This window comes from Rothia sp. HMSC062F03, assembly GCF_001836905.1.
Classification (GTDB): Bacteria; Actinomycetota; Actinomycetes; order Actinomycetales; family Micrococcaceae; genus Rothia; species Rothia mucilaginosa_A.
In genome coordinates this window covers 124,339-148,982 of record NZ_KV830885.1, presented here as the reverse complement: position 1 = coordinate 148,982, position 24,644 = coordinate 124,339, and the positions used below count along the sequence as shown (strand labels likewise).

Below are 24,644 nucleotides of genomic sequence, written 5' to 3'. Positions count from 1 at the left end.
TCCAGCTATGTTTTCTACGCATTGCGTAGGTAACGAATAAAACCTTACTACGCTTTTGCTAAGCATGCAAGCCCTGAGCGATAAAAGTAACAGAAAGTACATTTATGGATGCTTGTGCCCCTGTTTTTGGGTGGTGATGAGGGTGTCGAGACGCACCTGCTGCGGCGGGATTCCTTCCCAGTCGGCGTGGGTCATGCCGTGCTGGGGGTAGGGGCGGCTGTCGCCTACTTTTTTGAAAATCATGGTGGTGCTTTCTGCAGGTTTTTCGGACGCCCGGCGGCACGGACCCCGAGGGGCTCTGAGGAAATAGTAGCAAGGGCGCAAAAAATCCCCGGCCTTAGAATCTAAGACCGGGGATCGGTGGCGGAGGATGGAGGATTTGAACCTCCGAGGGTGTTAACCCAACACGCGTTCCAGGCGTGCGCCATAGGCCGCTAGGCGAATCCTCCAGCTATGTTTTCTACGCATTGCGTAGGCAACGAATAAGACTTTACTACAGGTTTGCGATGCCACGCAAGCCTTATGAGGGAAAAGTAATAGAAAGCACATTACTGCTGAGCGTGGCGGGTATCCGACTGCCTACGCACCCGTTTTTGGGCATAGAAAAACCTCTTACGCACCCGCTGAGGATCCGGATTCTGAGCGCGCGAAGAATCAAATCCGGATCCGAAGCCGCGGAGCGCCAGCGGAGCGGGCACGCAGTGCATATGACGGGTGCGAGCTGCGCATGTACCTGATTTTGGGTAAAAAAAGACCTCTTACGCACCCGTCATAGCTCGAATACCCTTGCTACCTTCCGGTCCTGGGGGAGTTTTCCAAGATAACGCCACGTAAGAGGCAAGAACCAGTGTACCGGATTTTTGGCGCGTTGGGAACTCGGGGCGAACGCGCGGTGGTTGCGGGCCGGCGCATCCTCGCGGCACCCCGTCGCGCACCCTTGGACAGAGCCCGTGCAAACACCGCACCCGAACCTCCGGCGGGGGTTCGCCGGGCGGTGACGGCGGGCCGCTCGGGCGCGGGGTAAAGCGTCTAAAATGGTAGGGACTGTCCTATCCGCATCCCCGAGCTTAAGAGGTTGCCGTGAGCACTGCCCTTTATCGTCGTTACCGCCCCGAGACCTTCGCCGAGGTCATCGGGCAGGAGCAGGTTACCGTGCCCCTCATGACGGCCCTGGAGAAAAACCGCGTCAACCACGCCTACCTTTTCTCCGGACCGCGCGGCTGCGGTAAGACCACCTCGGCCCGTATTCTGGCGCGCTGCCTGAACTGCGCGCAGGGCCCGACCCCCACCCCGTGCGGCGTATGCGATTCGTGCCGTGAGCTTTCGCGTGACGGCGGCGGTTCCCTCGACGTGATTGAGATGGACGCGGCGAGCCACGGTGGTGTGGACCACGCCCGTGACCTGCGCGAGCGCGCGACCCTGGCGCCGGTGCGTGACCGCTACAAGATTTTCATTATTGACGAGGCCCACATGGTCACCCGCGAGGGCTTTAACGCCCTGCTGAAGATTGTGGAGGAGCCGCCGGAGCACGTGAAGTTCATCTTCGCGACGACCGAGCCGAATAAGGTGCTGGGCACGATTCGTTCGCGTACCCACCACTACCCGTTCCGCCTGGTGCCGCCGGAGGTTCTTTTGCCGTATCTGCAGTCCCTGTGCGACCAGGAGCAGGTGGCGGTGGAGCAGGGCGTGCTGCAGCTGGTGATTCGTGCCGGCGGTGGCTCGGTGCGTGATTCGCTGTCGATTCTTGATCAGCTGATGGCTGGTGCGTCCTCCGAGAAGGGTATTGAGTACGACCTTGCGGTGGCCCTGCTGGGCTACACGCACGCCCAGTTGCTGGATGAGGTCGTAGAGGCGCTGGGCGCCAGGGAGGCGTCAACGCTGTTTGGCGCGGTGTCTCGCGTGGTGGCGACCGGTCAGGATCCTCGCCGTTTTGTGGAGGATTTGCTGGAGCGTCTGCGCGATTTGATTGTGGTGAAGGCCGTTCCGCAATCGGCCGCGCAGATTCTGCAGGGCGTTCCACAGGATCAGCTGGAGCGCCTGGCCGCTCAGGCTCAGGCGCTGACCGAGCGCGAACTGACCCTGGCGGCGGGAACCGTCAACGATGCACTGAACGGTATGACGGGCACCGCTAACCCGCAGCTTCAGCTGGAGTTGCTGTGCGCCCGCCTGCTTCTGCCGGTGGAGGAGGGCTCGGCGAACGGTGCGGAGGTTGCGGCGCTGGCCTCGCGCCTGCAGGTGTTGGAGCGTCGCGTGGCCGCCGGTGGTTCCGCCCCGGCAAGCGTGCAGACCGGTTCTCAGGCTGGTTCTCAGGCCCCGGCAGGTATGTCGGCCGCGCGTGCGGCGGGCATGGCTGCGGCAGGCCTGACCCCTAAGACTCAGGCGCCTAACGCGCAGGCTCCTAGCGCCCCGGTTCAGGAGGCGGCTCAGCCCGCGCAGCAGGGCGGCTCTCAGCAGGCTGGGGCGGGTGCTCCCCCGCTGGCCGGTGGGCCGCTTAGCTCTGCGCCCCTGGCCCCGGCAGCGCAGGCACCTTCGACGCGGACTCCTGCCGCTCCGGTCGGTGCACCCCTGGCGGGTACCACCCCGGCGGCGCCTAATGCTCCGGCTTCCCCTGCAGCTGATGCCGCTCCGGAGGGTACGCCCTCAGCGCCTTTGAAGCTTAATCCGAATGACCCGCTGGCGGCGGTCCAGGGCAATTGGCGTGCCATCCTTAACCGAATGAGCGTTCCGGGTTCCGCGGAGCAGCTGGCGAAGGTTTACCCCGCCCGCATGGAGGGCACCGTGCTCTACGTGCGCGCCGACATCGCAACCCTGCGCGCGGTCAAGGGCTACGTCCCCGAGCTGACCGCCCGCGTGAGCGAGTTCCTGCGCGGCCCCGTGACGATTCACGCCGAGGTCGTCAAGCCCGGCGAGCCCATCAAACCGGGCACCCCGGCACCCCATCAGGAGGCTCAGCCTACCGCGCCGCAGGCTCCCCAGCAGCCCGCCGCACCCCTGGCGGAAGGCCCTCGCGGCGGTGAGGATGCGTGGCGTCGCCACGGTCAGCCGGTGAACGACGCCGCGGCTCCGGCAGCCACCAGCGTGGATGCGCCCCTGGGCGCCTGGGACGTGGCACCCATCCCGCAGAGCGAGGAGGCTGCGCCCGCGGCCGCCGTGGAGCCCTCCCCTGCAGAGCCTTTCCCCGCGCGGGTGCCCCCGACCCAGCCTGAGCCGAGCCCCCACGCAGGACCGCTCTCTCAGCCCGGCACGGATGCTCCGGCCGGCGGCTTTGGCGAGCGCGATTCCTTCGCGGCCTCCGGCAGCGGGGTTCCGCAGGAGGCCCCCGGTCGTAGCGATGCGCAGGAGCCCCCGTTCGAGGACGAGCCGCCCTATGATGCGGAGCCCTCTTACTACGAACCGGCCGAAGCAATGCCCGAGGCCCCCGAGGCGGCGGCTCCCGCGGCTGAGCCGATTGCGCCCGCAGGCCCTCTGGCGGCAGGACCTTTGGCCCCGGCGCCGGCCAATGAGTCGGCTTCTGAACCGGTTACCGAGCCCGAGCCTCCCGCCGAGCCCGCCTCATCCGAGGTGGTGCCCACAAAGCCCGTGCACGTCGTGACCGAGGAGGACTACATCTCGGAGGACGACGAGAAGGTCGAAAACAGCACCTTCATCGGCCTGCGGGCCATCGAGAAGATCATCGGCGGCACCGTCATCGACGAGCGCCCCCTGCACCAGGGCTAGACACCCAAGGGCACGCGTTTCGGCCGGTCGTTCCGATGAGCCGTCCAACGCGTCCAACGCACCCGCCGGCGCCGAGAATGACAGGAATTTTCGGCGCCTGCGGGCATTTTTCTGCCCGAATCCCCGTTAAGCTGTCAGGGGGTTGGGCCACACTGGTACCGAAGCGGCCCCCACGCGGAGTATCCTAGACACTCACCGCGGACCACGGCAGATTGGAGAAGCATGTACGAGGGTGCAGTACAAAACCTCATTGACGAGCTCGGACGCCTCCCCGGCGTGGGCCCCAAGTCGGCTCAGCGTATCGCTTTTCACATCCTGAACGCTGACGCCGCCGATATGGCGCGCCTGGCCAACGCGATTTCCACGGTGAAGACCAGCGTGAGCTTCTGCGAGGAGTGCGGCAACGTCTCCGAGACGAAGCTGTGCCCCATCTGCCGCGACGAGCGCCGCGACCCGTCGGTGCTGTGCGTGGTTGAAGAGTCCAAGGACGTCGTGGCGATTGAGCGCACCCGTTCCTTCACCGGCCGCTACCACGTGCTCGGCGGGGCTATTAACCCGCTGGCGGGCGTGGGCCCGGAGCAGTTGCGCATCCGCGAGCTGGTATCCCGCCTGGCGGATGAGCGTATCCAGGAGATTATTCTGGCGATGGACCCGAACCTTGAGGGTGAGGCGACCGCAACCTACCTCTCGCGCATGCTCGTGCCGCTGGGTGTGCGCCTGTCGCGCCTGGCCTCGGGCCTGCCGGTGGGCGGCGATCTGGAGTATGCCGACGAAATCACCCTGGGTCGCGCGCTGGAGGGCCGCCGCGTGATCAGCGAGGGCACCGCCGCGGTTCACACCGCCGCCGAGGATTTTGAGCGGGCTAACCGCGAGGAAGAACAGGAGCGCGAGCAGGCCGCCGCGGTGCGTGCCGAGGAGGCGAAGCAGAGCCGCCGCCGCTGGAACTCCAGCATGTTCGACGATCTGGAGGCACCGGGCACTCCCGCCGGTGAGGCTCCCGCGCCCGCCAGCGTGCAGGCCACGGTAGATGAGCAGCTCATCGAACGGGTCCTGCAGGACGGCGGGGAGGCTTCGGCCGCCGAAAACGGCGAGGCTGAGATCCCCGAGGCCGAACCCGCCGCCAAGGAACCCGCAGCGGAGAACGCCGAAACACCCGAAAACCCTGAGACGTCCGAAAGCCCCGAGGACTCCACTGCTTCCGAGGACCTCACCGTTTCCCAGGGCTCCGTTGCCTCCGAGAACCCCGAAGAGCCCGAGGAGGCTCACGAGGTGTTCCGCAGCGCCGACTACGAGGAGCGCATCCGCTCGATTCAGAACGCCCCGTTACGCACCCCGAAGCCGGACGTTCCGCCGCTGCCGGGCGTGACTTACGTGAACCCGTGGACCTAGCCTTCCACCACTAGTACGTGCGCGGTAGGGTTCGCGCTCCCGGGCCCGCCACGACCCGCGTAACATTCGGTAATATTCCACAAGTCAATACACACGACTGGCAAGTTAGCCGCCCGGCCTGAACGCCGTCTACTATAGGTGAGGAGCCGGCGCTCTGCCGGCGGCACAGATATAACAGACCTGGAGAATTCTATGAGCCTGATCGTCCAAAAGTTCGGCGGTTCCTCCGTAGCGGATGCGGAGGGCGTCAAGCGCGTAGCCCGCCGCGTCGTGGACACTCAGAAGGCAGGTAACGATGTGGTCGTCGTGGTGTCCGCTATGGGTGACACCACCGATGAGTTGCTCGACCTTGCCGCAGAGGTCACCAGCAATGTCGTTCCCTCGCGTGAGCTGGACATGCTGCTGACCGCCGGTGAACGCATTTCGACCGCCGTCCTGTCGATGGCCATTAACGACCTGGGCGCTAAGGCGCAGTCCTTCACCGGTTCGCAGGCTGGCATGATTACCGACGGCGTGCACGGTTCGGCGCGCCTCGTGGAGGTTCGCCCCGATCGCATCCGTGAGTCCGTCGAGGCCGGAAATATCGCGATTGTGGCCGGTTTCCAGGGCATGAACCGTCAGAGCGGCGACATTACGACCCTGGGCCGCGGCGGTTCCGATACGACCGCCGTTGCGCTGGCCGCCGCGCTGAACGCCGATGTGTGCGAGATTTACTCGGACGTGGACGGCGTGTTCACCGCCGACCCGCGCATCGTGCCGACCGCGCACAAGCTGGATACCATCACCAGCGAGGAAATGCTGGAGATGGCGGCGAACGGTGCAAAGATTCTGCACCTGCGTAGCGTCGAGTATGCTCGTCGTTTTAACTTGAAGCTTCACGTGCGTTCTTCGTTCTCGGACCTTGAAGGCACTATCGTGGTTCCGGAGGAGTCCGCGGAACTGACCCCCATTCATCTGAAGGAGATTCCCTTGGAGCAGCCCCTGATTTCCGGTGTCGCGCACGATCGCACCCGCGCAAAAATTACCGTTGTTGGCGTTCCGGACGTTCCCGGTTCGGCCGCTAAGGTGTTCGGCCTGATTAACGAGGCGAAGGTAAACCTGGACATGATTGTTCAGAACGTTCCCACCGACCGCCCCGGCGTGACCGATATTTCCTTCACCCTGAACCAGGCGCAGGGCCCCACCGCGCTGAAGGCGCTGGAGGATGCCAAGGCCGAGCTGGGCTTCCAGGAGGTTATCTACAACGAGTCGGTCGGCAAGCTGTCGCTGGTTGGCGCGGGCATGAAGACTAACACGGGTGTTTCGTTCACTTTCTTTGAGGCGCTGTCTAACGCTGGCGTGAACATTGACATGATTTCGACGTCTGAGATCCGTATTTCGGTGATTACTGAGCTGAGCAAGCTGGATGAGGCCGTTCGCGCGGTGCATACCGCGTTCGGTCTGGACACCGAGGGCGAGGCTACCGTGTACGGTGGCACCGGCCGCTAGGGTTGAGAGGGTTAGCTCGTTCGCGAGCTGTACGCTTCGGTAAGGGGCGGCGCCGGTTTGATCCGGCGCCGCCCCTTTCGTGCGTCCGATAAGCGGCGACTCTGCCTGCCGTCGTATGCGGCATCGTTTAGGCTAGAAGAATGACTACTCTTCAGACGACGCTTCGAGTGATGGATGCCCGTCAATGGCGTGCCGCCGCGGCCGCCCACGAGGTGCGCGCCGGCCGCTACGCCGACCCCTTTGCACAGCGTCGCGCCCGCCACGAGGTGCACCCCGTGGAGGACTTCCTCTTCACCTACTACACGCTCAAGCCCGGCCAGTTCAAGCGCTGGCACCCCGGCGCCGGCGTCATTCTGCTGGACGCCCCCGAGCGCGCCTCCTGGCGCTTCTACCGACCCGCCACCGAGCAGGAACTCCTCAAGGCGGGTTGCACCCCCGAGGTGGCACGCACCCAGGCGGAGGCGGCTTCCGCCGTCACCGTGGACGTCACCGACTTCGTGGAGCGCCGCGCCACCGCCCTCGCCTTCACCCACGAGATTCTGCGCAATACGGCCGCGAAGAAGGGCCAGTTCGGTTGCTTCGGCATGCACGAGTGGGCGATGGCGTACAAGTCGGTGGAGAACAATATCCGCCACGACTACCTGGAATTGCGCCTGGGCGCGGAGGGCACGGACCGGGTGGTGGAGAGCCACCGCATCCGCTGCTCGCACTTTGACGCGTTCCGTTTCTTCATGCCGCAGGCGGCGCCGATGAACGAGTTGCAGCCCACCCGTGAGACGCAGCGCGTGTTGGAGCAGCCGGCGTGCCTGCACGCGAACATGGACGTGTACAAGTGGGCGTACAAGCTGCTGCCGCTGGTTGATTCAACCCTGGTCATGGATTGCTTCGATCTAGCCTGGGATGCGCGTGAGCTGGACATGCGCGCGGCCCCCTACGAGATTCGTGCGTGGGGCTACGAGCCAATTCCCGTGGAGACGGCCGAGGGTAAGGCAGAGTACGTGCGTATTCAGCGTGAGCTGTCCGAGCGTTCGATTGGTCTGCGCGAGCGCCTGCTGGAGGTGTGCGCACGCTATCTTCCGCCCCTCGAGGCGTAAAAGACGTGATTCGAGCCTCTTAGGGTATCCACCGACCGGACGCATACCCCCGTTACGGTCGTTAGTACGGTAAGATGAGATACGGCTCATACAGAACCCACGCACCCAAGGAGTGCCCACACATGGCCCGTATTGTTGTTGATGTTATGCTCAAGCCCGAAATTCTTGACCCGCAGGGTAAGGCTATTTCTCACGAGCTGCCCCGTATCGGTGTTGATTCCTTCGTGGATGTTCGCCAGGGCAAGCGCTTCGAGCTGACCGTCGAGGGTGAGGCTACTGAGGAGCACCTCGCAGCTGCCCGCAAGGCTGCTGAGGAGCTGCTGTCCAACCCCGTGATTGAAGACGTCGTGAACGTTTCGGTTCTGGAGGACTAAGACCTATGGCAGAGTCCCTCGCACCTACTGAAGTCCCCCTGGTTGGCGACTTTTCTACTTCCGCCCCGAACCCCGCTTTCGCTGATGCACGCGTTGGCGTGGTGACTTTCCCCGGCACCCTGGATGACCGTGACGCTGCGCGTGCTGTCCGTCTGGCTGGTGGTACCGTCGTTGAGCTGTGGCACGACGACGCTGACCTGAAGAACGTTGATGCCGTCATCATTCCCGGTGGTTTCTCCTACGGTGACTACCTGCGTGCCGGCGCTATTGCCGCGAAGGCTCCCGTGATGCGTTCGGTGATTGATGCCGCTAACGCTACCGGTACCTCCGGTTCTTCGCCCCTGCCTGTTCTGGGTATTTGCAATGGTTTTCAGATTCTGACCGAGTCTCACCTGCTGCCCGGTTCGATGATTAAGAACGATCACCGCAAATTCATTTGCCGTGACCAGGTTCTGCGTATTGAGAACAACACCACCTCCTGGACCAGCAACTACGCTGCCGGCCAGGAGATTGTTGTTCCGCTGAAGAACCAGGACGGCCAGTACGTTGCTGACGCGAAGACCCTGGAGGCCCTGGAGGCTGAGGGTCGCGTGGTGTTCCGCTACGTTGGCTTCAACCCGAACGGTTCCCGTAACGATATTGCCGGTATTACCAACGAGCGCGGTAACGTAGTCGGCCTGATGCCGCACCCGGAGCACGCTGTGGAGCCGGGCTTCGGTCCTTCCTCTTCCGGTTTTGGTGAGGTTTCTCTGCGCGGTGGCGCCGATGGTCTCGGCGTGTTCACCTCGGTTCTTGCCAACCTGATTAACGCCCGCTAACGCACGACAAGGATTCTAAGAAGTTATGAGCGAAAAGCAGTTTAACCTCGACACCGTCGAGCACGCGGCGGCAACCCCGGACACCGAACTCCCCTGGGCCGAGCTGGGCCTGAAGGAGAACGAGTTCGAGGACATTAAGGAGATTCTGGGCCGCCGCCCCACCGCGGCTGAGCTGGCAATGTACTCGGTCATGTGGTCCGAGCACTGCTCCTACAAGTCTTCTAAGGTTCATCTGAAGCAGTTCGGTGCGAAGGTCACCGAAGAGATGAAGAAGGACCTGATGGTCGGTATCGGTGAGAACGCCGGTGTGACCGACATTGGTGACGGCTGGGCCGTGACCTTCAAGATTGAGTCCCACAACCACCCCTCGTACGTGGAGCCCTACCAGGGTGCCGCTACCGGTGTGGGCGGTATTGTGCGTGACATTATTTCGATGGGTGCACGCCCGATTGCGGTGATGGATCCGCTGCGTTTCGGCGCGATTGATCACCCCGACACCGCTCGCGTGGTTGGCGGCGTGGTTGCCGGTATCGGTGGCTACGGTAACTCCCTGGGCCTGCCGAACATCGGTGGCGAGGTTGAGTTCGACTCCTGCTACCAGGCAAACCCGCTGGTCAACGCGCTGGCTGTGGGCATTATGCGTCACGAGGACATCCGCCTGGCAAACGCATCGGGCGTGGGCAACAAGGTTGTCCTCTTCGGTGCGCGCACCGGTGGCGACGGCATCGGCGGTGCGTCGGTGCTGGCTTCGGAGTCCTTCGACGACACCAAGCCCTCGAAGCGTCCCGCCGTTCAGGTGGGCGACCCCTTCGCTGAGAAGGTTCTGATTGAGTGCTGCCTGGAGCTGTTCAAGGGCTCCGTGGTTGAGGGTATCCAGGACCTGGGCGCTGCGGGTATTTCCTGCGCAACCAGCGAGCTGGCTTCTAACGGTGAGGGCGGCATGCACGTCGACCTGACCAAGGTTCTGCTGCGTGACCCCACCCTGACCCCGGGCGAGATTCTGATGTCCGAGTCTCAGGAACGCATGATGGCCGTTGTCTCCCCCGAGAACGTGGAGCGTTTCGAGGCCATCATGAACAAGTGGGGTGTGGAGTACTCCTTCCTCGGTGAGGTGACCGACTCCGGCCGCCTGGTCATCGAGTGGGACGGCGAGGTCATCGTGGATGTTGACCCCCGCACCGTCGCACACGACGGCCCGACCTACGAGCGTCCTTACGCACGCCCCGAGTGGCAGGACGACGTCCAGGCTAACCACTTCACCGGTTCGGCTGCTGACGACTCCCGCCCGCGTGGTGAGGAGCTGGGTGAGGCAATCAAGGCGTTCATGGCGTCCCCGAACATGTGCTCCAAGTCCTGGATCACCAACCAGTACGACCGCTACGTTCAGGGCAACACCGCCCTGTCCATGCCGGACGACGGCGGTGTGGTGCGCGTGGACGAGAACACCAACCTCGGTGTTGCTCTGGCGACCGACGCCTCCCCGCGTTTCACCTACCTGGATCCGTACGAGGGTGCTCGCGCGTCCCTGGCTGAGGCGTACCGTAACGTTGCGACCGTTGGTGCACGCCCCGTGGCTGTGTCTGACTGCCTGAACTTCGGTTCTCCCGAGGACCCGGACGTCATGTGGCAGTTCGCTGAGGCTGTTCGCGGCCTGGCTGATGGCTGCATGGAGCTGGGTGTTCCGGTGACCGGCGGTAACGTGTCCCTGTACAACCAGACCGGTGGCAAGGCTATTAACCCGACCCCCGTGGTGGCGATGATGGGCGTTATGGATGACGTCACCCGCCGCACCCCGTCGGGTTGGGCTCCCGAGCATGACGGTCAGGCTATCTACCTGCTGGGTACCACCCGCGATGAGCTGGACGGCTCCGAGTGGGCTCGCTTCAAGGGTCACTTGGGCGGTCAGCCGCCGAAGGTTGATCTGGCTCTGGAGCGTCAGCTGGGTGACATGCTGGTGAACATGTCTCGTGACGGCATGATTGATGCTGCACACGACGTGTCTGCTGGTGGTCTGGCTGCTGCCCTGTCGGAGGCTTGCCTGCGTTTCAACACCGGTGCCCGCATTGGTCTGGGTGAGGTTGCTGAGCGTGACGGTCTGGACCTGTTCACCCTGCTGTTCTCGGAGTCCCTGGGCCGCGTTGTGGTTTCGGTTCCGCGTTCTGAGGAGGTGCGCTTCAAGGATATGTGCACCGCTCGCCAGTTCCCCTTCGCACGTATTGGTGTGGTGGATGCTGAGTCGAACGCTCTGGACTTCCAGGATGAGGTTTCCATTGACCTGGATGAGCTGCGTGCAGCTCACGAGGGTACCATGGCCGCCCACTTCGGTGAGGTTGCCAAGGGCTAACACCCAAGATGGTTAACGCTTGAGAGGGGCGGATGCTTGCGAAAGCATCCGCCCCTTTTGTTATGCCCGCGGGCTTGTGCATTGAGCGGTGAGAGGTTGTGCGTTGAGGCGTTCTGTTGATGCGCGTTCTGGGTTTATGCCTCGGCGACCTTGCGGCCCAGCTGCGCGAACAGGGAGGCGTTGATGCGGAAGCCTTCGATGCATTCTTCGATGAGGGCTTCACGCTGCTCGTCGGTCAGGGGTGCGTTGTCGAGCAGTTCGCGGTAGCCGTCCTTGAAGACCTTAGGCTTGGGCAGTTCGGTGAAGCGGTACATGCTCAGCGCTTCGGCGGGGATGCCGTAGTGGCGGTTGACGAGCGCTGCGACTGCCTGGCCGCCGGAGAGGTCGCCGAGGTAGCGCAGGTAGTGGTGTGCGAGGTAGCGTTCGGGGGAGTTGATGGTGGCGCGGATGCGCTCTACGTATTCTGCGGTTGCGGGCAGGGGCGCGTCGATGTCGCCGTCCTGGCCGAGTGCGCGGATGTCTGCACGGATGTATTCTGCGCGGTCGAGGCCCGGGTGGGTGAAGGGTTCGGTGATGGGGCTGGGTTCTGCGCGGTAGTGTTCGGAGACCGCTTCGAGTGCTTCGTAGATGTGCACGTACTGGTTGATGAGGCGCAGGTATGCCTCGGTGTTGAGGGAGCCGCCCATGAGGTCTTCCATGAAGGTGGAGTGTTCGGCGTTGTCGTGGACGTGCTTGGTGTTTTCCTTCAGGCGTGCGGAGAAGCGTTCCTGGGTGGTTTCGGGGGCGGTAATAGTCATGGTGAGTTCCTAAAGTGGCTTGTGGGTGAACAATAAATATTTTAGTGACACGATGTCACCAAAACCTGTTAATGACATATTGTCACCAAAAACCGGTTTTGACAATAGCTCTCACAAAAAATTTGCTAAGGTAAACCTTATGCACAAGTCACCCTAGGCATTAAGTTACACAAACATAGGCTAATAGGACTAGACTTGATACGAACACCACAATCACAGAATCCAAGGAGACACCGAATGTCTACCCCCTCTCTCACCAAGCGCACTTGGGCGTTCTTGGCTTCGGCAACCATCGGCCTCAGCGGCGTCGCTGGCGTACCCGCGGCCTTCGCGGCTGAAACCAACTCCCACGTCAGCGCCAGTGAGGTAACCGCAGCCTCAGAGCAGAGCCTGCAGGACGTCACCGTCAACTGGGGCCTGAAGAAGTCCTTCCGCTCCTACATCAACGGCCCCTTCTCCCAGGGCTCCCAGGAACTGACCGGCGTCACCACCAACGAAGACGGCTCCTACCACTTCACCTCTGCCGAAGGCACCGTAGCCAACGGCGAATACTCGGTCACCTTCACCGGCTCCTCGATTCACTACACCGCTCACCACGGTCTGCTGGAAGTCATCATCTCCGACCTCTCCGTCACCATTAAGGACGGCGTGGGCACCGTGCGCGCCAACGTTCAGTCGCGCCCCTACAACGGCAACACCACCCCGAACGACCTGGTCGAAACCAAGAACATGACCATCGGTACTTTCAACGCCTCCGGTCTGAAGGTTGAGGGTAACACCATCACCCTGCCCAGCGTTGACGAGGAAAACGGCACCCGCGTCAAGCTTTCCGAAGAGGCAACCGGCGCCTTCGCGGGCTTCTACAAGGCAGGTCAGGAGCTGGATGCACTCGGCTTCTCCGCAACCATCGTGACCAAGGAAGCACCCGCGCCGAGCCCTGAGCCCAGCACTGAACCCAGCGCCGAGCCGACTGCTGCGCCGACCGCAGAGCCCAGCAACGAGCCTTCCTCCGCACCGACCAGCGAGGCACCCAAGCCCGCCGAGCCCACTTCTGCAGCACCGAGCGCAGCTCCCACCTCCGCGGCACCCTCCTCCCCCGCCGCAACCACCGAGCCCAAGCGTGAAGAAAAGGTCACCGGCAACGTCGTCGAGTCCGGCACCCTCAGCTGGGATATCCGCGAGTCCTTCCTGAAGTACCTGACCAGCTTCGCGCACGGCTCCGTGAACGTTGAGGGCATGGAGAAGACCGCGGCTGGCGGCTTCAAGTACACTCAGGCATCCGGCGTGTACAACCCCGAGACCAAGACCGGTCAGATCAACTTCGCGGGCACCGCAGAGTTCACCGGCCACAACGGTCAGCTCAAGAGCACCATCAAGAACATGCGCCTGGTCGTCGTCAACGGCAAGGGCACCCTGGTCGCTGACGTTGACGCGCTGACCCGCGACGGCAAGTCCGTTTCTAAGACCGGCCTGGCTATCGCCGAGGTGGACCTCTCCGGCGCGAGCGTGAAGGACGGCGTTTTCTCGGCGCAGAACGCGGCAGTCGCGCTCACCGCTGAAGGTTCCGACGTGCTCTTCGCCGGCCAGTACCGCGGTGCCGATAACGCCATGGCACCGCTGAGCTTCTCCGTAAAGCTCAGCGAGCAGACGGCGGAGAACACCGTTGAGGTTCCCCGCGTCTCTGAGAACAAGTCCTCCGATAACAAGGGTTCTGAGAACGGCTCTTCCGATAACAGCTCCTCGAACTCCTCCGGTAACTCCGGCGCTAACGGCTCCGGTTCTAACGGTTCGGCAGGCACTTCCGGCAGCGTTTCTAACGGCGGTTCCTCCTCGAACGGTTCTGTCAGCAACAACCCGGCACAGCCGGTCTGCGTACCCGTCACCCGCACCCGCGAGGTGCAGGAGCAGGGCGCGTCCGACGGCACCATTAAGAGCGCAAACCTTGGCTGGGGCGTGCGTGATTCCTTCCGCAACTACGTGCGCGGCGGCATCGCGAACGGTAGCTGGGAGCTGAACGGCACCTCCTACTCTTCGGATGCGTTCAACTGGTCTAACGGCACCGGCACCTTCAAGGGTGGTAAGGGTTCCATCTCCTTCAGCGGTTCGGTTCGTTTCACCGGTCACCACGGCATTCTGGACACCACCATTGCGAACCCGCGCCTTGAGATTAACGGCAATTCCGGTACTCTCTACGCGACCATGAACAGCAATGACCCCTCCGGCAAGGCAACTAACTACGGTGAGGTGGCACTGCTGAAGGTGGATCTTTCGGGTCTGCAGAGCTCCGCTGACGCTGTGAGCGTCAACGGTGCGGCAACCACCCTGACCGCTGAGGGCGCGAAGGCGTTCGCTGGCTTCTACGACGCCGGTAAGGACATGGCTCCGCTGAGCTTCTCCGCGGCGATTAACGGCGCGAAGACCACCACCAAGACCGTGTCCGAAACCGTCTACGAGGGTGAGGGTTGCGACCCGGTCACCGGCAAGCCTCTGGCTTCCACCGGCGCCTCCGGTGTTGAGGGCACCCTGGTTGCAGGCTTCATCGCTGTTGCAGCCGGTGCGGGTACCGTCGTGTACACTCGCCGCCGCAAGAAGGCATAACGGCACCTCACGAGGATGCCCACACTGTCGGCTCACCCGTGAAACTCAACCATGAGGTTCACCGGTGAGCCGACACGGTCCGTGCGGGGGTGCAGATTTTCACTGCACCCCCGCTTCAGGTGCCAGGTTTTACCCCGGCGCCTACCCCAGTTTTTCTAGCTCCCTTTTTTCTGTGAGACGACGATGTTTTCTTCCCTTTCTTCTTCTGCCCTGAACCGCCGCGATGCAATGAAGTATGCAGCGTTCTCCATCACTTCCGCTTTTCTGCTGAGCTCTTGCGGTGTGGGTACTCAGAACCCGGCCGCTTCTTCAAGCACTTCGCAGGCTGTGGTGGATGAGCAGAGCACCCGCACCGTTTTGGAGAACCTTGCCGATCAGCTGCGTTCTTCCATTGCCCCTGATCAGAAGGCTCTGCGCGGCCCCAATAGCGCCGCAGATACCCCCGAAATTCAGCCGATGGTCGATACCCCCACTCCGGCTTTCCCCGTGACGTTCAAGGATTTCAACGGCACCGAGGTGACCGTTAAGTCCGCTGACCGTGTGCTGGCACTGGACCTGTACGGCACTCTGGCTCAGCAGATGATTGCGCTGGGTCTGGGCGGTCGTCTGGTTGGCCGTGTCACCTCCTCGACGGAGCAGTCGCTGGCTCACCTGCCGCTGGTGACCCAGAACGGTCATGACCTGAACGCTGAAGCGATTCTGGCGACCTCCCCGGACCTGGTGCTGTGGGATAAGAGCAACGGCCCGATTGAGATTGTGGACCAGTTGCGCGCTGCGGGCGTGACCGTGGTGGTCTTCGATCATGAGCGTCGTATGGATAAGATCATTCCGCAGCTCAAGGCTGTTGCGCAGGCGCTGGGTGTTCCGGAGGCGGGCGAGCAGGTTGCTGCCCGCGTGCAGAAGGACCTGGATTATGCCCTGCAGGTGCTCAAGGACGTTGCCCCGAAGGGTGCACAGCAGGTGTCGTTCGCGTTCTTGTACGTGCGCGGTACCGCTGGCGTGTTCTTCGTGCTCGGCAAGGGTTCGGGCGCTGACGATTTGATTCAGGCTATTGGCGGTAGAGATGTGGCGTCTGAGCAGAACGCGACGAATATTATTCCGGCGACCAGTGAGGCGCTGGTGAAGCTGAACCCGGACGTCATTCTGACCATGAGCGGCGGCATTAAATCCACCGGCGGTTTGGATGGTTTCTTGGCTCGCCCGGGTGTGAGTGAGACGACTGCCGGTAAGAATAAGCGCATTATCGATATGGGTGACGGCCAGATTCTGTCCTATGGCCCGAATACTCCGGCGGTGTTGCTCTCGCTGGCTAAGGCTGCGTACTCGACTCCTGCGGGGGGCCAGTAGTGGCTGCCGTGAAAAGTGCGGCGGGTGCGCGGGATTATCGTGCGTCGCGTCGGCGTCGTGCCGGTCTGACGTTTACGTTTTTGGCGGTGGCACTGTGCGTTGTGATGGTGCTGTCTGCGGGTTTGGGTCAGTACAATATCCCGATTGATCAGGTGGTTGCTTCAGTGGGCCGCCGTCTGGGCCTTGCGCCGGAGAACCCGGCGATGCAGCTGGCGGATAGCACTCTGTGGAATATCCGTTTCCCGCGTGTGCTGTTGGGTGTGCTGGTGGGTGCCGCTTTGGGTACTTCCGGCGCGGTGATGCAGTCGGTGTTTGGTAACCCGTTGGCTGAGCCGGGCGTGATTGGTGTTTCCTCGGGTGCGGCGGTTGGCGCGTGTTTGTCGATTGTGTTGAACCTGCAGTTCTTCGGTATTTTCACGACTCCTGCATTCGCGTTTGTGGGTGCGTTGGCGGCTACTGCGCTGGTGTATTTCCTGTCGCGTTCTTCGGGTCGTGCGAAGGTCCTGTCGATGATTTTGACGGGTATTGCGGTGACTGCGGTGGCGAATGCGATTATTGCGTTCCTCATGTTTATTGCTGATACGACGAGCCGCGATCAGATTGTGTTCTGGCAGATGGGTTCGCTGAACGGTTCCACGTGGAAGGCTGTGGCGAGCGTGTGGCCGGTTATTCTGATCGGCTTGGTAGCGTGTTTTGTGATGGCTTCTTCGCTGGATGTTCTGGCGTTGGGTGAGCGTGCAGCGCAGCATTCGGGTGTGAACGTGGAGCGCCTACGTGCGGTGTCTATTGCGGCGACGGCTTTGTTGACGGGTGCTGCGGTGGCGTATGCGGGCATTATTGCGTTTATTGGTCTGATTATTCCTCACCTGTTGCGCATGATTTTGGGTCCGTCGAATCGTGTGTTGTTGCCGGCTTCGGCATTGGGTGGCGCGCTGTTGATTGCGCTGTCTGATTTGGGTGCGCGTACGCTGGTGCCTTTTGCTGATTTGCCGATTGGTATTTTTACGGCTTTGGTGGGCGGCCCGACGTTCTTCGTGTTGTTGCGTCGTTCCCTGGGCCAGGGCGGAGGTGCTTCGTGAGTGAGTTGTTGAGCCTGTCCGGTGTGTGTTTTAACGCTGGTGGGCGTCAGATTTTGAATGATGTGTCTCTGTCTGTTGCTGCGGGCGAGGTTGTGTCGCTGATTGGCCCCAATGGTGCCGGTAAGTCAACTCTGTTGGGTGTGATTGCTGGTGATATTGCTCCCAGTGGCGGTGAGATTCTGTTGGATGGCACCCCGCTGGGTTCTATTCCTGCCCGTCAGATGGCGCGTCAGCGTGCGATGCTGTTGCAGAAGTTGAATGTGGCGTTTTCGTACACGGTGCATGAGGTGGTTCAGATGGGCCGCACCCCGTGGAAGGGTACGGAGCGCGCTGAAGAGGATGACTCCGTGGTTGCTTCGATGATGGAGCGTACGTCGGTGACTCACTTGTCGGATCGCGATATTACGACTCTGTCCGGTGGTGAGAGTGGCCGTGCGCATTTGGCGCGTGTGTTTGCTCAGCAGACTCCGCTGATTCTTTTGGATGAGCCGACTGCGGCGCTGGACATTACGCATCAGGAGCAGACGTTGCGGGTGAGCCGTGAGTTGGCTGCTGAGGGTGCCGCGGTGTTGACGGTGCTTCATGATCTGGATGTGGCGGCTGCGTATTCTGACCGTATGGTGTTGTTGCGTGGTGGCGAGGTGGTTGCTTCGGGTACCCCTGAGCAGGTGTGTTCGGCGGAGTTGTTGTCTGAGGTGTATCAGCATCCGATTGAGGTGTTGAGGCATCCGGTGACGAATCGTTTGTTGATTCTGCCCAAGCGCTGATATGCCAGCGCGCTAATCTACTGGCGCGCTGATTCCATAAGGTGTTAGCGAACCGTCCCGCAAACACTTTCCACCTCAAAATATGCCAGTATTCGCATATATTAAATCTCCGTTCTGGAATGACTGTAACTATCGGCTCATTACAGGGTGGAGATTATCTTTATCCCCTTCTGCACAGATACACTGAAAGGTAGTGTCCGCAATACTGAACTCTATTCAGTTCAGCATCCCATCCATTCGAGAAAGAGACCCCTACATGGATCCTCAGCAGAAAACGGCAGCGTCTGCCGTTGCCGGCTACATTCCCGAATATTCTGAAACACCGCATAGCGGATCTTTCGATATTGCCCAGCACGGTTTGAGTAGCGATGATGTTGCTCGCCTGACTGCTGAGGGTAGGGTCAATACCCAGAACAATAAGTCTTCTCGCACGCTGTGGAGCATTATGCGTGCGCACCTTTTCACGGTCTTCAACTTTGTGTTGGGTGCCTGTGGCGCTGTGGTGATTATGTACCAGCGTTGGGCGGATCTCCTCTTCCTGGCGGCTGTTATCGCTAACGTGGTAATCGGTTTCGTGCAGGAGTACAAGGCGAAGCTTGAGCTGGACCGCATCTCCTTGCTGGATCGCTCCCCCGCTACTGCCGTGCGTGACGGTAAGAGCGTTGAGGTTCCGATGGAGCAGCTGGTTGAGGGTGACGTGGTGGTCCTCAAGCGCGGCGATCAGGTTCCTGCGGACGCTATTGTGCTCACCTCCGATTCGCTGGAGCTGGACGAATCCCTGCTGACCGGCGAGAACGATCCGATTGCGAAGCGCCCGGGCGATATGGTGCTCTCCGCCTCGAGCGTGCTCGGTGGTACCGGCCGCGTGTTGCTCTCTCACGTGGGCGCGAACTCGCGAGCCAGCAAGATTTCCGACGAGGCGCGCCAGTTCTCGCGTATCCAGTCTGAGTTGCGCGATGCCCTGAACCTCGTGGTCCGCTGGATTACGATTGGTCTGGCCGTCATTATTCCGGTGGTGCTGTGGGGTCAGATTCGCGCCGCCGGTGGCCTGGAGGCCGTGGAGCAGAACCACATGTGGGAGCAGGTGTCTATCGCCGTGGTCTCTTCGGTGGCTTCGATGATTCCGCAGGGCCTGGCGCTGATGACCACCCTGGCCTTCGCCGCGGCAGCCGTGGCTCTGGGCCGCAAGCACAATATCCTGGTGCAGGAGCAGCCTGCGGTTGAGGTGCTGGCTCGCGTTGACGTGGTCTGCTTCGATAAGACCGGCACGCTGACCGAAGGTGGCGTGATTTTTGATTCGGTGCGTCCCCTGACCACCGAGGCGGTGGCTGAGGGCCCCGACGTCGACTCTGCCGAAAACACCTCCTGGCGTGCCTCCCTGCCGACCGGCTGGAACGAGGCGCTGTCGTGGTTCGGCCACGATGAGAACGCGAATCCGACCGCCGCAGCGCTGACCGGCGGCTTCCCGCAGGCTTCCTCGGCTACCGTCAGCGGCATCGTGCCGTTCTCGTCGGCGCTGCGTTTTAGCGCGATTGAGTTTAAGGATTCGGGGGCCTGGCTGCTGGGCGCCCCGGAGGCGCTGCTCGCCAAGGGCACCGCTGAGCGTGAGCGTGCCGCTGAGCTGGCGGCACTGGGTCTGCGCACGATGGTGCTGGCCCATGCCGCGGCCGTGGTGCGTAACGAGAAGGGTGAGCCCGTCCAGAAGATTCCGGCGGACGCTACCCCGGTTCTGTTCGTGATTTTCCGCGAGAACGTGCGCGCGGACGCCCCGGAGATTGTGGAGTACTTCCACCGTCAGGGTGTGACGCTGAAGGTCTTCTCGGGTGATAACCCGTTCACGGTTGCCGCCGCCGCAAAGACTGCGGGTATGGACACCTCCGCCGGCGCGGTTGATGCCTCTACCCTGCCCGAGGACGGCCCGGAGCTTGCCGAGGCTGCGGCGACCCACAATATTTTCGGTCGTGTCTCGCCCGAGCAGAAGAAGAACATGGTCATTGCGCTGAAGGAGCGCGGCCACGTGGTGGCGATGACCGGTGACGGTATTAACGACGCGCTGGCGCTCAAGCACGCAAGCTTGGGTATCGCGATGGGTAATGCCGCTCCGGCGACGAAGGCTGTCTCCCGCCTGGTGCTGCTGGACGGTAAGTTCTCGTCTCTGCCGGCCGCCCTGGAGCAGGGCCGCCAGGTCATCACGAACATTGAGATGGTGGCGAACCTGTTCCTGACGAAGACCGGTTTCGCGATTCTGCTGGGCGTGGTGTTTGGTCTGTTCGGCTGGGTGTTCCCCTTCCTGCCGCGCCAGTACTCGACCGCTGACTTCCTGATTGTGGGTGCGTCCTCCTTCGCGTTGACCCTACTGCCGAACTCGCGCCGCTACGTGCCGGGCTTCCTGCGCCGCGTGCTGAACTACACGGTTCCGAACTCGATTATTGTAGTGGCCATGCTGCTACTGGTGACGGCCACTTCGCTGTGGATGCACATCGGCGATATCCGCCAGGTGCAGACAGCTTCGTTCATTACCCTGGTCATGATGGGCCTGTGGAACCTGGCCGCGGTGGCCCGCCCGCTGAACCGCGCCCGCGTGCTGCTCTTCGGTGCGCTGCTGGCGGTGTTCTTTGCGGCGCTGTTCGTGCCGATCCTGGTGGAGTACCACCAGTTCACCGAGGTGGCCCCGCACCTGCTGTGGACCGCAATTGGTGCCGGTGCCCTGGGTGCGGCTCTGATTGAGGTGAATGCGCATCGCAACCGCCGCTGGCAGAAGCGCCACTACCCCGATCTTGAGGTGGCCTCGCTGAGCTTCGTCCCGAAGAAGGCCGCGAAGTAGTTCGTTGCCCCTACCCGGGATAGCCCCGGCTGGGACTTTTTGGAGGGCCCCGTATTCTCGTTTCGAGGATGCGGGGCCCTCCGTGCGTTGTGCCTTTATCCGTCGGTTGGCTCGCCCGAATGACCCGCCCGGGGGTCGCATCCATTTGCGGAAATTTTTAACAGCTTCTGGGAGTTTCCTGTATCCATCTTGCCCTGAACCTGGGAAAACCCTTAAAGTTACAGGGAACTATTGAGAAGGGGTATCCCTCTCTTGAACAGGATTGTTACTGGATTGGCAGGCAAGACCTGAGTGACTCAACACCATAGCGGTAGTGTAGCTTCCGGCGCGTAGCCGGTGGTCGCGCCGTATCGCTGTACCCGTACGGGGCATCCGTCCCGACCGTAGGTTGAGAGCGCTCGGGTCTTTTGTGTTTTTGGGAAGCTTTTGCGCGTAGCGCGGCTGTTTTCCCACCCCCACCCGGCCGTCCAGATTTCACCCTGTGCATAGACTTTGACCGCATATCTAAGGAAGTATCGTGAACAACCGCGAACTTGGCGAGAAGATTCTCGACGGCCTCGGCGGCCCCGAGAACATCTCGCACATGACGCACTGCGCGACCCGCCTGCGTGTGACCCCCGTGTCGAACGAGGCCGTGCAGAACGAGAAGATTAAGTCCCTGCCCGGCGTGCTCACCGTGATTGAGCAGTCCGGCCAGACCCAGGTGGTGCTGGGTGACCGTGTTGAGGCCGTGTACAACGAGATTAACGCGCTGCCCTCCATGTCGAAGCAGGCTGAGAGCGAGGCTCCGGCAGAGTCTAACGGTAAGAAGGCCGGCTGGCTCACCAACGTCTTCGACGTTCTGTCTGACTCCTTCCGTCCGCTGCTGTGGGCCCTGCTGGGTACCTCGATGATTCTGACCCTCATCGTGTTCCTGCAGCAGCTGGGTTTCTTCGGCCAGTACACCGACCTGACCGGTCAGGTCGTGAACGTCGACATCGTCAACGGCGCGCGCCTGTCTGATCCCGAGGCTGCTAAGGCTCTGAACAACCAGTGGATGCATCAGTTTGCTTTCTGGTACATCCTGAAGGCCGCTTCGCTGTCGGTGCTGAACTTCATGCCCATCATGCTGGGTGCTACCGCAGCTAAGCGTCTGGGCGCGAACATGTGGGTTGGTGCGGCTATCCCCGCTGCGCTGATGACCGGTACCTTCACCGATCTGACCGCTCTGGCTGATCCCGCAACCAAGGTTCTGAACGTTCCGTTCTTCGGTCTGGATCTGCCGCTGTACGCGTTCAGCTACACCGGCCAGGTCTTCCCGCCGCTGCTGGCTGTTGCTCTGCTGGCTCCGCTTGAGCGCTTCCTGAAGAAGGTTATTCCTTCAATGCTGCAGATGGTGTTCGTGCCGATGATTTCGGTGATGATCCTGGTTCCGCTGACCGTGTTCCTGGTGGGCCCGATCGGTATCGGTGTGGCTATGGGAATCTCTGACTTCCTGAAGATGATTAACGATGTGGCTCCCGGTGTTGTGGGTGCCCTGATTGCCGGCCTGTACCTGTTCATGGTTCCGCTGGGCCTGCACTGGCCGCTGAACGCCGTGATGATTAACAACCTGCAGACCATGGGTACCGACTTCATCCAGTCCCCCATGGGTGCGTACAACTTCGCCGTGTTCGGCCTGGTGACCGGTGTGGCTATCCGCGCCAAGAAGGACCGCGAGCTACGCCAGACCGCTATCGGTGCGTCGATGTCCGGTCTGCTGGGCGGTATTTCTGAGCCGTCCATGTACGGTGTGGTACTCCGCTACAAGCGCGTGATTCCGATTATTCTGGTTCCCGCCGTGATCGGTGGTGCGACCATTTCGATGCTGGGCGTTAAGTCCTACGCCTTTGCGTTCACCTCGCTGCTGTCGATTCCGGCTATGCAGCCCTCGTACCTGTACGTGATTGGCCTGGCTATTGCCTTCTTCGGCGCGATGGCCGGTGTGCTGGTCTTCGGTTACGAGTCGAAGGACGACGCCGCTAAGCACGCCGCTCAGCGCGCGAAGGAAGAGGCGGCCGCTGCTCCCGCCGAGAAGAAGGTAGAGAAGAAGGCCGAGGAGGCTCCCAAGGCTGAGGCCGCAGCTGCCGCCGCCGCGGCTCCCACTGCAGCCGGTGAGGTCATTGAGCTGCACGCCCCGATTGAGGGTACCGCCGTTGCTCTGGCCGATGTTCCGGACCCGATTTTCGCGGCTGGCAAGCTGGGCGAGGGTGTGGCGATTGAGCCAACCGGTACCACTGTTGCTGCTCCCGCAGCCGGTAAGGTTGCCGCAACCTACCCCTCGGGCCACGCTGTGGGCCTGAAGCTGGAGAACGGCATTGAGCTGCTGATTCACGTTGGTCTGGATACCGTGAACCTTGACGGTAAGGGCTTCAGCGTGAAGGTTGCCAAGGGCGATGTTGTTGCCGCCGGCGACACTCTGATTGAGTTCGATCCCGAGGTTATCAAGGAGGCGGGTTACCCGCTGATTACCCCGGTGATTGTCACCAACACCCGCAAGTTTGCTGAGGTTAAGGGTCTGCCGGGCGTTGCTCACCAGAACCTGAGCACCGTCCTGAAGGTGACCACTAAGTAGTTCGCTTTCTAGGCTCTAAGGGGCCCCACCATTGTGGTGGGGCCCCTTTCCTTATGCTCCCTTTCCCTTATGCCCTGCTTCCTGATGTGCTGAGTCTTTGGGCCGGGTTTGCTGGGCAGGGGTTTGCTGGGGTTTAGGCACTGGCCGGGGGGGTATTTCTGCTAATGTGATAATAAGCTCAACAAGGAAGTTCTCACGTGATAGGGAGTACGATGATGTCTTCTGATACTAGGACATGGGATACCGGGGTGTGGGAAGAGCAGCAAAAAGAGTTGCATGCTCTTTCTCCTGTTCGACGGCTGATGCGCCGGCTCAATCTTGAGGCGCTCGTCTATGATTCCCCGCCGTTCCCGGTTCTGCTGCGTAAGCTCTCCGCGCTGATTCCAGCCTGCCTTCTGTGGTGGGTTATCTACGAGCCGCACCGGCTTGCTTCCTCTACCAGCCTCCCCGAGGGTGCTCACGCTATTACGCTGCTCCCCGGAGCCTGGGGTAACCCCGCCACGGGGGCTTACGGCGGTCTTCCTGAGCTGCCCGGCGTCCTCTTACGCTGGGTACTGTGCGTTGCGGCAATGGTAGCTGTCGTTCATGTCTGCGGCGTCAAGGCGAAGGGCCAGAGCTTCACCATTCCTCACGATGCGCGTTCACGGCTGATTGCGCTGATGCAGGCTCTCGGCATTTTCGGTGCGTTTGCGCTGGTGGTCTGGATTGAATACATGATGACTCCGCTAACCCTCATGTTTGAAACCGTGTATGCAGGCCCCACCGCAGCCTATAGCGGCGACGGCACGATACCCCTGCACCTGTTCCTGTCTTCGTCGTTGAGCGCTATTTTCCTGGGCTACTTTTGCGTAAACATTCTTGCCTCACTGAATATCCCCGGTTACCTCGGCATCCCCGCAATTATCTTCGTGGGGGCTCTCCCCTGGGCTCACGCGGAGCGGCATCAGTTCACGTTGGCACTCGCGTGGGTCATTGCGGTGACGCTGGTGAGCTGGCTGGTGCGCGGAATGTGGGGTACCCCGATAGCTTGCGCTGGATATTCTCTGTGGATTGTGCTGGTCGCAACCAGCGGCGCTCCTTTTGATTTGCCAGCTAATATGAGCCGCGTCCTCGTGATTTTGGGATTCCCGCTGGCCTTTATTGTCGCTGGAGGCGGCATTTACCGCATCTTCTATCTGCGGCAGAACCCGAACCTGTTGAGGTACCTGCAGGAGCGTTCCCTGTACATGGGCGAGTGGTAGCAACCGGTTAGGGCGGCATTCCCCTCCCCCCTAGTTTTTGTAATTACATATCCCGCTAACGTGTCCCGCTGAAGGACACAGAACAAGGGGAACAGAAAAATCTCGGGCACTCTCTTGTGAGAGTACCCGAGATTTTGAGTCCTACAGGATGACTAGAGCATTACCGAAAGCGGT

General features: G+C 61.6%; 16 protein-coding genes, 1 tRNA gene and 1 other RNA gene. 14 read left to right on the top strand and 4 right to left on the bottom strand.

The genetic code is table 11. The features are described 5' to 3' along the window. Positions 1-102: 102 nt before the first annotated feature. The 3 genes from HMPREF2674_RS09305 to ffs form a co-directional block, all read right to left on the bottom strand. Positions 103-243, bottom strand: a complete 141-nt coding sequence (locus HMPREF2674_RS09305) for a hypothetical protein (protein WP_371441255.1) — start codon at positions 241-243, stop codon at positions 103-105. A gap of 118 nt (positions 244-361) precedes the next feature. Next, positions 362-449 (bottom strand) — tRNA-Ser (locus HMPREF2674_RS06185). A 297-nt stretch (positions 450-746) separates the two neighbouring features. Then, positions 747-843: signal recognition particle sRNA small type (ffs, locus tag HMPREF2674_RS06180), an RNA gene on the bottom strand. A gap of 237 nt (positions 844-1,080) precedes the next feature. On the opposite strand from ffs, the gene HMPREF2674_RS06175 reads away from it, so the two are divergent. The 7 genes from HMPREF2674_RS06175 (at position 1,081) to purL (ending at position 11,224) form a co-directional block, all read left to right on the top strand. After that, positions 1,081-3,717: a DNA polymerase III subunit gamma and tau gene (locus tag HMPREF2674_RS06175; protein ID WP_070825128.1), complete on the top strand. Its 2,637-nt coding sequence runs from the start codon at positions 1,081-1,083 to the stop codon at positions 3,715-3,717. 222 nt (positions 3,718-3,939) lie between these two features. Continuing rightward, positions 3,940-5,106 carry a recombination mediator RecR gene (recR, locus tag HMPREF2674_RS06170; RefSeq protein WP_049342716.1) on the top strand — a complete coding sequence of 389 codons (1,167 nt, stop codon included), beginning with the start codon at positions 3,940-3,942 and terminating at the stop codon, positions 5,104-5,106. 192 nt (positions 5,107-5,298) lie between these two features. After that, positions 5,299-6,594: an aspartate kinase gene (locus HMPREF2674_RS06165; protein ID WP_070825127.1), complete on the top strand. Its 1,296-nt coding sequence runs from the start codon at positions 5,299-5,301 to the stop codon at positions 6,592-6,594. A 140-nt stretch (positions 6,595-6,734) separates the two neighbouring features. Next, on the top strand, positions 6,735-7,688 hold the full coding sequence (locus tag HMPREF2674_RS06160) for a 3-methyladenine DNA glycosylase (protein WP_070825126.1): 954 nt from the start codon (positions 6,735-6,737) through the stop codon (positions 7,686-7,688). Between the two features lie 122 nt (positions 7,689-7,810). Then, on the top strand, positions 7,811-8,062 hold the full coding sequence (gene purS, locus HMPREF2674_RS06155; protein WP_005507194.1) for a phosphoribosylformylglycinamidine synthase subunit PurS: 252 nt from the start codon (positions 7,811-7,813) through the stop codon (positions 8,060-8,062). Positions 8,063-8,067: 5 nt separating this feature from the next. After that, a complete protein-coding gene (gene purQ, locus HMPREF2674_RS06150) occupies positions 8,068-8,880 on the top strand; it encodes a phosphoribosylformylglycinamidine synthase subunit PurQ (protein WP_070825125.1) in 813 nt (270 codons plus the stop codon). 25 nt (positions 8,881-8,905) lie between these two features. Beyond that, positions 8,906-11,224 (top strand): phosphoribosylformylglycinamidine synthase subunit PurL, encoded by a 2,319-nt coding sequence (gene purL / locus HMPREF2674_RS06145; protein ID WP_049333965.1) that lies wholly within the window; start codon positions 8,906-8,908, stop codon positions 11,222-11,224. Between the two features lie 134 nt (positions 11,225-11,358). Here the strand turns inward: purL and HMPREF2674_RS06140 are convergent, their stop codons facing one another. Beyond that, complete coding sequence (locus HMPREF2674_RS06140; RefSeq protein ID WP_070825124.1) at positions 11,359-12,021, bottom strand: biliverdin-producing heme oxygenase; 663 nt, start codon at positions 12,019-12,021, stop codon at positions 11,359-11,361. Between the two features lie 237 nt (positions 12,022-12,258). Between HMPREF2674_RS06140 and HMPREF2674_RS06135 the strand changes: the two genes are divergently transcribed. From HMPREF2674_RS06135 to HMPREF2674_RS06105, 7 genes are all read left to right on the top strand, one after another. Next, positions 12,259-14,619, top strand: coding sequence for an HtaA domain-containing protein (locus tag HMPREF2674_RS06135; protein ID WP_070825123.1), 2,361 nt, complete (start codon positions 12,259-12,261; stop codon positions 14,617-14,619). Between the two features lie 183 nt (positions 14,620-14,802). Next, complete coding sequence (locus HMPREF2674_RS06130) at positions 14,803-15,966, top strand: heme/hemin ABC transporter substrate-binding protein (protein ID WP_049342720.1); 1,164 nt, start codon at positions 14,803-14,805, stop codon at positions 15,964-15,966. After that, positions 15,966-17,045, top strand: coding sequence for a FecCD family ABC transporter permease (locus HMPREF2674_RS06125; RefSeq protein WP_012904203.1), 1,080 nt, complete (start codon positions 15,966-15,968; stop codon positions 17,043-17,045). The genes HMPREF2674_RS06130 and HMPREF2674_RS06125 overlap by 1 nt, the downstream gene beginning before the upstream one ends. Further along, positions 17,042-17,812, top strand: coding sequence for a heme ABC transporter ATP-binding protein (locus tag HMPREF2674_RS06120; protein WP_070825122.1), 771 nt, complete (start codon positions 17,042-17,044; stop codon positions 17,810-17,812). The genes HMPREF2674_RS06125 and HMPREF2674_RS06120 overlap by 4 nt, the downstream gene beginning before the upstream one ends. Positions 17,813-18,068: 256 nt before the next feature. Continuing rightward, complete coding sequence (locus HMPREF2674_RS06115) at positions 18,069-20,636, top strand: HAD-IC family P-type ATPase (protein WP_070825121.1); 2,568 nt, start codon at positions 18,069-18,071, stop codon at positions 20,634-20,636. Positions 20,637-21,153: 517 nt separating this feature from the next. Next, the gene (locus tag HMPREF2674_RS06110) at positions 21,154-23,229 is read left to right on the top strand and encodes a glucose PTS transporter subunit IIA (protein WP_070825120.1); all 2,076 of its coding nucleotides are present in this window, start codon (positions 21,154-21,156) and stop codon (positions 23,227-23,229) included. Between the two features lie 212 nt (positions 23,230-23,441). Further along, the gene (locus tag HMPREF2674_RS06105; RefSeq protein ID WP_246826186.1) at positions 23,442-24,470 is read left to right on the top strand and encodes a dihydrodipicolinate synthase; all 1,029 of its coding nucleotides are present in this window, start codon (positions 23,442-23,444) and stop codon (positions 24,468-24,470) included. Positions 24,471-24,644: the final 174 nt, after the last annotated feature.